The 9,014-nt window shown below is 57.7% G+C and carries 6 protein-coding genes; 1 reads left to right on the top strand and 5 read right to left on the bottom strand.

Features of this window, described 5'->3' with window-relative positions:
- The first annotated feature begins 370 nt into the window (after positions 1 to 370).
- Positions 371 to 2,251, top strand: coding sequence for a methyl-accepting chemotaxis protein (locus tag QRN41_RS02475; protein WP_167418506.1), 1,881 nt, complete (start codon positions 371 to 373; stop codon positions 2,249 to 2,251).
- A gap of 38 nt (positions 2,252 to 2,289) precedes the next feature.
- Here QRN41_RS02475 and QRN41_RS02470 read toward each other — a convergent pair whose 3' ends face one another.
- From QRN41_RS02470 to QRN41_RS02450, 5 genes are all read right to left on the bottom strand, one after another.
- Complete coding sequence (locus QRN41_RS02470; protein WP_285421124.1) at positions 2,290 to 2,754, bottom strand: SRPBCC family protein; 465 nt, start codon at positions 2,752 to 2,754, stop codon at positions 2,290 to 2,292.
- 19 nt (positions 2,755 to 2,773) lie between these two features.
- Entirely contained in the window at positions 2,774 to 6,151 is a 3,378-nt protein-coding gene (locus QRN41_RS02465; protein WP_285421123.1) for an amino acid adenylation domain-containing protein, read from the bottom strand.
- Positions 6,148 to 7,095 (bottom strand): diiron oxygenase, encoded by a 948-nt coding sequence (locus QRN41_RS02460; protein ID WP_285421122.1) that lies wholly within the window; start codon positions 7,093 to 7,095, stop codon positions 6,148 to 6,150. The genes QRN41_RS02465 and QRN41_RS02460 overlap by 4 nt, the downstream gene beginning before the upstream one ends.
- Positions 7,092 to 7,850 (bottom strand): DUF3050 domain-containing protein, encoded by a 759-nt coding sequence (locus QRN41_RS02455; RefSeq protein WP_034136384.1) that lies wholly within the window; start codon positions 7,848 to 7,850, stop codon positions 7,092 to 7,094. The genes QRN41_RS02460 and QRN41_RS02455 overlap by 4 nt, the downstream gene beginning before the upstream one ends.
- Positions 7,851 to 8,238: 388 nt before the next feature.
- Positions 8,239 to 8,949, bottom strand: coding sequence for a GntR family transcriptional regulator (locus QRN41_RS02450; protein WP_034095238.1), 711 nt, complete (start codon positions 8,947 to 8,949; stop codon positions 8,239 to 8,241).
- Between the last annotated feature and the right edge of the window lie 65 nt (positions 8,950 to 9,014).

Genomic DNA, 9,014 nt, shown 5'->3' with positions numbered 1-9,014 from the left:
ATGGTAGTGTGGGGTTTCCCCATGTGAGAGTAGGTCATCGTCAAGATTAAATTCCAAAGCCCCTGTCTGCTAACGCAGGCAGGGGTTTTGTCGTTTATAGGGAATTAATAGGCGTCAAATCAAAGATTCGCCATTGAAGGGTGTCATAGGCTGCTTTAATGATTTTTGGTAGTTCGGATTTACCGCCTGTCGGTTTAACACTCAAAAAGAGGATGTTTCCCACAAAACCTTAAGATTTCACTCCGTTTGGCCGAAAGCCTGATGAGCCATGCGTGCACCGAAATAGAGCGGCCCGAGAAGCCGGCTATACCGTTACATGGAATGTTCCGTTCGGCACGCTCATCCCCCTTTGGCAAAAGAAGTCGACGAAATGAATCTCAAGTTCAGCCACAAAATTCTGCTAGCTGCGTCAGGCGTCGTAGTCCTAGCCTTCGCATTATTCACGCTTTACAACGATTATCTGCAACGGAGCACGATCAAGCAGAACCTGGAGTCGTCTATCCAGCAATCCGGTGAGCTGACCGCCAGCAGCGTGCAGAACTGGCTCAGTGGCCGAATACTGGTGCTTGAAAGTCTCACGCAGAACATTGCCCATCAAGGCGATGCCGCGGATCTGCCAGGTTTGGTGGATCAACCCGCATTGACCTCAAATTTCCAGTTCACCTATGTCGGTCAAACCAACGGCGTTTTCACCCAGCGTCCTGACGCCAAAATGCCTGACGGCTACGATCCGCGTCAGCGCCCTTGGTACAAGCAAGCCGTGGCCGCCGATAAACCCATGCTTACGCCGCCCTATATGGCCGCAGTGGGCGGGCAGATTGTCACTATTGCCATGCCGGTTAAAAAGAACGGTGAATTGCTCGGCGTGGTCGGTGGTGACCTGAGCCTGCAAACCTTGGTAAAAATCATCAACTCGGTGGACTTCGGCGGTATTGGCCATGCGTTCCTGGTCAGCGGTGACGGCCAGGTTATCGTTAGCCCTGACGAAAACCAGGTGATGAAGAACCTCAAGGATATCTACCCAGGCACCAGCGTCCGTATCGAGAAGATTAATCAGGACGTTGTACTCAATGGCCAGGATCGCATTCTTTCATTCACCCCCATCACCGGGTTGCCTGGCGCGGATTGGTACATTGGTCTGTCGATCGATAAAGACAAGGCCTACGCCCCGCTAGGTAAATTCCGCACATCTGCGTTAATCGCCATGCTAATCGCGGTAGTTGCGATTGCCGTGCTGTTGAGTCTGTTGATTCAAGTATTGCTGCGCCCCCTGACCACCATGGGTGTTGCCATGCAGGATATCGCTCAAGGCGAAGGCGATCTGACGCGTCGCCTGGCAGTCACCAGCAAGGATGAGTTCGGTGAAGTTGGCAGTGCGTTCAACCGGTTCGTGGAACGTATTCATGCGTCGATTTCCGAAGTGTCTTCGGCCACACGTCAGGTGCATGACCTTTCCCAGCGCGTGATGGCGTCGTCCAATGCCTCGATCATCGGCTCCGACGAGCAGAGCGCACGCACCAACAGCGTCGCCGCGGCGATCAATGAGTTGGGGGCAGCGACTCAGGAAATCGCACGGAACGCTGCTGATGCGTCCCAGCATGCCAGTGGTGCCAGCGAGCAGGCCGACGATGGGCGCAAAGTGGTCGAACAGACCATCTTGGCCATGTCGGAGCTGTCTCAGAAAATCAGCCTATCGTGCACGCAGATCGAAACCCTGAATGCCAGCACCGACAACATTGGTCACATACTTGATGTGATCAAAGGCATTTCCCAGCAAACCAACTTGCTTGCCCTTAACGCTGCGATCGAAGCTGCGCGTGCCGGTGAGGCTGGCCGTGGGTTCGCAGTGGTGGCCGATGAGGTTCGCAACCTGGCTCACCGAACCCAGGAGTCCGCCGAAGAGATCCATAAAATGATCACTTCGCTTCAAGTGGGTTCGCGTGAAGCGGTGACGACGATGAATGCCAGTCAGGTTTCCAGCGAGGAAAGTGTTGAGGTCGCCAACCAGGCCGGCGAGCGCCTGGTCAGTGTGACGCAGCGTATTGTTGAGATCGACGGCATGAACCAGTCCGTCGCGGCGGCCACCGAAGAGCAGACCGCCGTGGTGGAGACGCTCAACGTGGACATCAACCAGATCAATCTGCTGAACCAGCAAGGTGTGGAAAACCTCAACGAAACCCTGAGGGATTGCGATGCACTGTCACAGCAGGCCAATCGTTTGAAGCAATTGGTCGACAGCTTCAAGATCTGACTCGCCGGGGCACGCCGTAGGAGCGCGCCAACTCGCTCCTACGGCTTGTCGAGTAATTTACGTACGTTGTTCAGGGCGCTGTCGGCAAAGTCCTGCACGAACGCTTCGAACCCCTTGCGCGTTGTGTCTTCGGGTTCCGCGATGATCGTCCAGGTGACCTTGGCGCTCTGGGCGCCAAGTGCCTGCACATTAATCGCTGCCCACAGTCTGGCCACGCCCAAGGTGTTGTAGATCGTGGTCCATGTCATGTGCATGGCGTCGTCATCTCGACTGTTGAGTTGTTCGACCGCACAGTTGCCGTCATGGAAAATTTTTGTACGCAAAGCGCCCACGCCCGTGCCAATCATTTCAATGCGCGACAGGGCAGGGATAAAGGCATCAAAGTTGGAAAATCCCCCCACCAGATCCCATACACGAGCGGCCTCGCAGTTGACTATGACGCCGGCAACGATTGGCACGCCGTTTGGGTTGCGAATTAACGTATCGGGTTGCAGCGCTTTCATGAAGTTGTCCTGAAACGGTTCAAAGGAAGCCTATGGTTTTGAGGTAGTTACAGCCCTTGTCCAAGAGTGCCTGGTCTTTTTCGGGATACTGCTCGCCCATGTTTTGAACACCTCTGCGTGCGTTGTCATGCAGGATCCTCGTGGTATCGCCGATGTCTTTGTCCAGACGATCGAGATAGAACCCCAGTACCCCAAACAATGCGTTGTCCGGGCTCACGGCCCGTAGCGCCTGCTGCCATTGCGTCACACAGACTCGCTCAAAGCAGTAACCCGCGCGACTGAACGCATCCAGGTATTGCTCCCAACTCAACAGCTGTGGGTTATGCAGATTGAACACGCAACTATCGGCATTAAAACCGGCACTGTGAAAGGCGATAAATCGCGCCAGGAAGTCCACAGGCATCAGATCGAAATTCAAATGCAATTGCGGTAGCAGGCCTAATTGCAGCGACCCTTTGAGCATCAACATCAGGCGATTCTTGTGCGGTTGGCAAACACCGTTGCGGCTGTTGAAACTGATGTTGCCGGGGCGATGGATATTCACCCAGGCGCCTTGCTCCACCGCTCGTCCCAACATTCGCTCAGCCACCCACTTGGACAGGTTGTAGCCGTTTTTGATGAACAGTGGCAGCGACGCGCAGGCCGGAGCCTCGAGCACATGCCCTTGGGTGTCGACGCTGCTGGAAGCCGACAGCGTCGAGACAAAGTTGAGGATTTTCTTACTGTGGGTCTCACAGAGGCGCAGGCATTCGAAGACGGGGTCGACGTTGTCCCTGGTCAGTGACGCATAGTCCATCACATGGTTGACCTGTGCGGCGTTGTGCACCAGCACACCGAAGCCATGGGCGAGTGCGACATATGCGTTTTCGTCCAATCCCAGGCGTGCTTGGCTGATATCCGCAGCGAATACCTGCACACGACTCAGGTCCAGATGCTCCAACTGATAGTCGCGTAGCGCTTGGGTAAACCGTGCCGTCGCGCATTGCCCGGGCCGCTCGCGCACCAGGCACGCCACTTGAGTCGCACCGCCGGCCAGCAGCGCCTGAACAATATGGACGCCGACGAAACTGTTGGCCCCGGTCACAATCACTTTGCGCGGATCGCCTGCGCACGCGGCGGGTAGCATCTTGATGCTCCATTCGCGTTGCGCATCTCGTACGGCTTGGCTAGAGGACGCGTCGGGCAGCTCACCGTCTTCCATCAGCGTGGCGAGGGTACGAAGGGTGGGTGCTTCGATGAAATGGCTCAAGGCGAAACTGCGGCCAAATTGTTCGCGTACACGCAGTAACAGGGCCGACAGCAAGATCGAGTGACCACCCAGATCGAAGAAGCTGTCATCGACGGATAACTCGGCGCCATCCAGCCCTAGAAGCACTCCCCACAGGCTGGCCAGGCGCGCTTGAAGCGGTGTGTGTGCCACACGGCGTCGATCTGCAATATTGAGCCGCAACGGCTGTGCAAGCAGGGCTTGCCGATCGACTTTGCCATTGTCGGAACAAGGTAGGGCAGGCAGCTCGGCCCATGCATTCGGTTGCATGTAATCCGGAAGCCACTGGCGTGCGTGCTGTTTCAGCGCTTCGAGGGTCGAGCCGTGATCGGGCTGCGCAACAAAGGTGCAGATCCGGTCATCGCGGTCGATCGCCACGGCCACCTGACGATAGAGCCGGCTGTTGCGCAAACACTCCTCAATCTCCCGAGGCTCGACCCGAAAACCACGGATTTTTACCTGATCGTCCCGTCGTCCGCCCAGCAGGATGCCATCGGCGCTCCACTGTGCCAGGTCGCCGCTGCGGTAGGCCCGCAACGATTGGCCGCCCGGCAGCGGTAAGTCGACAAACGCGCTCGCCGTTTGCACCTGCGCATTCAGGTAACCCAGGCTGACGCCAGGGCCGACGAGGTACAACTCGCCCATCACCTGTTCATCCACGGGCTGCAGATGCTCGTCGAGAATCAGTACCTGGCTGTTAGCAATGGGGCGGCCGATATTGCGGTTGCTGTCATCCGGGGTGAATGTGCGGTGGGTTACCAGCACAGTCGCTTCGGTAGGACCATACAGGTTGTGGAACTGACACTGTCCAGCCAGGCGCTCGATGACATGGGGCTCGCACACATCGCCGCCGGTGAGCAGTTGCGTTAGGCCCAGCGGTTGATCCAGCGGCAGGATGCTGAGCAGTGCGGGGGGCAGGAACGCGTGAGTGACGCATTGCCGTCGCAGCAGCGCCAGCAGTTGCTCCGGATCACGCCGTTGCGCTTCATTCGGGATGATCAGCTCGGCGCCGGCAGTCAGGGCGGGGACGATATCGATCAGCGACGAGTCGAAACTCAGTGGCGAAAATTGCAGGACACGGGCGTGTTCATTCAGTTTCATGCACGCCCCACACCAGGCGGTGAAATGTGCCAGGTTGCCTTGGCTCAGCAACACCCCCTTGGGCTGACCCGTGGTACCCGAGGTGTAGAGCACCATGCACGGTGCATCCAGGCACGGACGCTGTCGCATCGGCAAGGGCGGGTTGCCGACGGTGCAGGGCTCGATACTGCTGACATCCAGTGCGGTAAAGCGCTCCCGCAAAGGGTGTTCGCCCGCATCCAGCAAGAGCCGGGCTCCGGCAGTCTCCAGCATGAGCTGATGACGTTGTGCAGGCTGGTCCGGACCCAACGGCAGGTAGACCGCGCCGCTGCCCAGGACAGCCAGCATGCTCGCATACAGCTCAATGGATTTATCCAGACACACACCGACCACTGCGGGGGCTTCAAACGCCTCCAGCAAAAGGTGCAAGCGCTGTTGAATCGCCGCGGCCCGACGGTGCAAGTCGCGGTAGCTCACGGCATAGCCATCGATGTTCAGCGCTGGGCGCTTGGCGAAGGCGTGCAGGCTGGCTTGCACCCGTTCCATCACCGGCACTTGCGCCTTCTGCATCAATGCGGGGTTTGTCGTGCAATTGAATCGATGCATGAACGCCAACGCATCGAGCCCCAGCAGGCTCTGCTCGGGCCAGTCATTGGCCGTGGTGCTGATCGGCACGTACGCAGGGTCCCGTGAGAATTCACTGACCTGCAGCGCGACCCAGTCCACCAGGGCGTTCATCACCTGCTTGCGCTGTCGTTCGCCGTTACCCGTAGGCTCGTCGGCGATCTCCAGCACCCCGTGCAAACGTCTCTGGCGGTCATAGGCGCGCAGTTGCAATGCAGGCAGCCCGTACTCGGTGGCGGCGCCTACCCCCAGGCGCAGGCGGATACAGGGCGCTTCGCCGATATCGCTTGGCAGCGGCAGGCTACCGTCTTCAATCCACAGATCGACGGCTTCGTTCCCCGTCGCGTGGCCGTATTGCTCCAGCAGCTGCCTGATAGCCTGCAAGGCAGCACTGGTGCCGTTCCAGCCGATGGTCAGGCGCTTCATGCCAATCTCCTATTAACCGGCAGGTAGTCGTTCAGTGCCCGCGCCACGCTTGGCGTTTGCAGCAGGCCGCTGTTATGCACAAAGCTCAGGATGTTGCCCATCAAGGGGTGCTGGCGATGGATGGGGAATGCCAGTGCGTTGATGTCATCGCGCAATGCACGGCGCACGTCCGTGCTGACGTCTAGATGCTCGATCAGGTGCAGGTCGAAATGCTTTTGCAGTTGGTTGGTCAGGTAACGCGAGAGGAACGTCGGCAGCGCCTGAGCGATGGCATCGCGGTCGTTCGGGCTTGCACTTTGCCAGTAGCTGCGCACCAGGCAGGTCCAGAACTGCGCGTGGCGCCCTTCATCGAACAGGTGGTCGGCCATCAGGCCCCGGATCGAGCCTTTGACGCTGCTGTCTTTGGAGAACGCGGCCACTTCGTGGGTGACGGTGTTTTCGGCAATCGCCACGCCAATCAGCTCCACGGCATCGCGCAAGTGAGCCGGCACCTGCGCTTGCGCCGCTGGCAGGGCCAGGCTCAGTTCAATGTGTGTCGGCAGCTCAAGTGGCTCGATGCCTGTCATGGTTACGGTCTGTTGCAGGAAATCCAGAGCGACCAGCGCGTGGTAGTCCTCGTCCACCACGACGGTCATCGCGTCGACGCGACAGGCGAGGGGAAAGGGCAGCGAGAAGCGATTCTTGGCGATGGCGCGCGCAGTCTTGTCGACGATTTCCGTTTCGAAAATCACAACGTCATTGATGAACTTATAAAAACTTTGCACCAGCACAAAGTCGCGCCACTGCGGGCAGTGCTCGGTAAAGGTGGCACTGAGTACCAGAGGCTGGCGGCACAGGGGGAAGATCAATTTGTCGTCGTCTTCCAGCAAGCGGCGTGGACGTGTGCGAATGGTTGCGCGGCGCTCCCAATCGTCGGCAAAGGCTGGGTAACCGGCCATATTCATGGCTGCACCTCCAGCAGCGAGGCTCGAACCTCATCCCAAAGCGTGATCCGGCTTTGCATGGCTGCGAGAGCGGCGTCGTGGGCTTGTTGCGGGTAAGTCGGATGGGCATCGGTCAAACGCTCAAGTAAACGCTGCGCTGCCGGCCCGTGATCCTGAGCGTCCAGCTCGATATGACGGTTGAGGTAGGCACATAAGGTTGGCGCGTGCTCTCGAATCAACGTGCCGGCGTGCAGCAACTGCTCGAACATGCTTGGGATCACGCGTTCTCGACTATGAAGAAACACCGCTGCTACGCAGTGGGTGGGGGCGTTCAATGCGATCTGCAACGTATCGCTGACAAAGCGGGCCGCGCCGCGCGGTACTTGAGCCCTAAGCAACGCCGTATTGGCGGCCAGGCCTTGGCGTTGCAGCGCAATGAAGTGTTCGATTGAAGCGGTGCTGGCACCGACTTCATCCATGGCTTCCAGATACAGCTGGAAATGGCTGCACTGGCCCTCTTGGGGGTGTTGGTCGGATTCTTCCTCCAGCACGATCTCGTTGATCAGGCGAGCAGCCGCCGGGTCGGTAGGCGGTAGCCAGGGCAAGCGTGTACAGGTCAGGTCTTGTTGGAGGCGTTTGAGCAGGGTCATGAAGTCCCAAACCGCGTACACATGACTTTCCATGAACTTTTTTAATGTGTGAATAGAAGTTATTTCTTTGAATAACGGGTGGGCGCAAAGGCGCTCTGCTCTTTGTGCAAGTAAGGATTGATACATGCTGGATGCCTATAATTTATTGCGTCAACTGTGACTACAGCGATGGGCTTTTTTGAACGGCAAGTAGATAAGGGGATATAAGCCAGGCGTGGCGCAATCCCTCTGTCTAAGGGCTGCGCGCCCTGAATAAAGAGCCGGGTTAATGCCGAAGATAATAGTCAGGCTAACTAATTTGGCGAGCATATAAATGTGTTAGATGTTTTTCTAAATAATATCTTTTGTCAGTAAGTCGCTTTATATAGGTGGGAAAGTTCTTTACCGCGCGCCCTCGCCTTGAACCCGGTACTGATGTTGGCGTTCTTGGGAGGGCAGTCGTTATTGAATAACGCACGTCACGCGCTATAGCAGCAACCCTGCCGCGCTCAAGGTGCAGGGCGAATGTTATGGGTTATTGCGGGCCTTTCTGACTGGCGACGTCCGGGCCATTGAGGTAAGTCCTGATCACTTCCATCCCACGCATCAAGTGATTGCGCAGGGTCAGGACGCTTTCCTGGACTTTCTTGCGTGCGACCAGGTTCAGCAATTCCCGGTGGTCTTCCTGGGACGTCTCGCCCAGCCCCATGGCTTCCAGATTGAAGCGCAGGAAACGCTCCTCTTCGTTCAACCCGTGCTCCACCAGTTTGAGCAGCCGCTGGTTAGGGGCTTTGCTGTAAAGGGTCATATGGAACAAGCGATTCAGGCGGCCTATCTCGGTGTAGTCTTTTTCTTGCTCCAGCGCACAAATCAACGCGTCAGCCTCGGCGATATCGGTGTCGGTGAGCAAAGGAATCGACAAGCGCAGCGCTTCGGATTCCAGCAACATCCGCAGCTCATAGGTTTCGGCCGAGTTGTCTTCGATCAACGGAGCGACCACGGCGCCCTTGTGAGTCACCACATGCAGCAGTGACTGGGCTTCGAGTTGGCGCAAGGCTTCGCGCACCGGCATGCGGCTTACCCCGAACAGGCTGGCCAACTCCTGCTGACGCATGGCGGTCCCGCAGGGCAGGCGCCCATCGAGGATGGCGTTGCGCAAGGTTTCTTCTATGACGGAGCGAGCAAGGTGGGCGGGAATCGGACCGCTGATCTTGATGCTGTTCAAAGGTGTAGGCTTCTGCGTCACGGTTACGCTGCCCTCCTTATTGGAATGGCTGATGGCTAATTGGATCCAAAGCACACTAGTGACTG

It is taken from the genome of Pseudomonas sp. efr-133-TYG-23 (assembly GCF_030209215.1).
GTDB classification, from domain to species: Bacteria; Pseudomonadota; Gammaproteobacteria; order Pseudomonadales; family Pseudomonadaceae; genus Aquipseudomonas; species Aquipseudomonas rhodesiae.
This window is presented reverse-complemented; position numbering and strand designations above follow the sequence as displayed.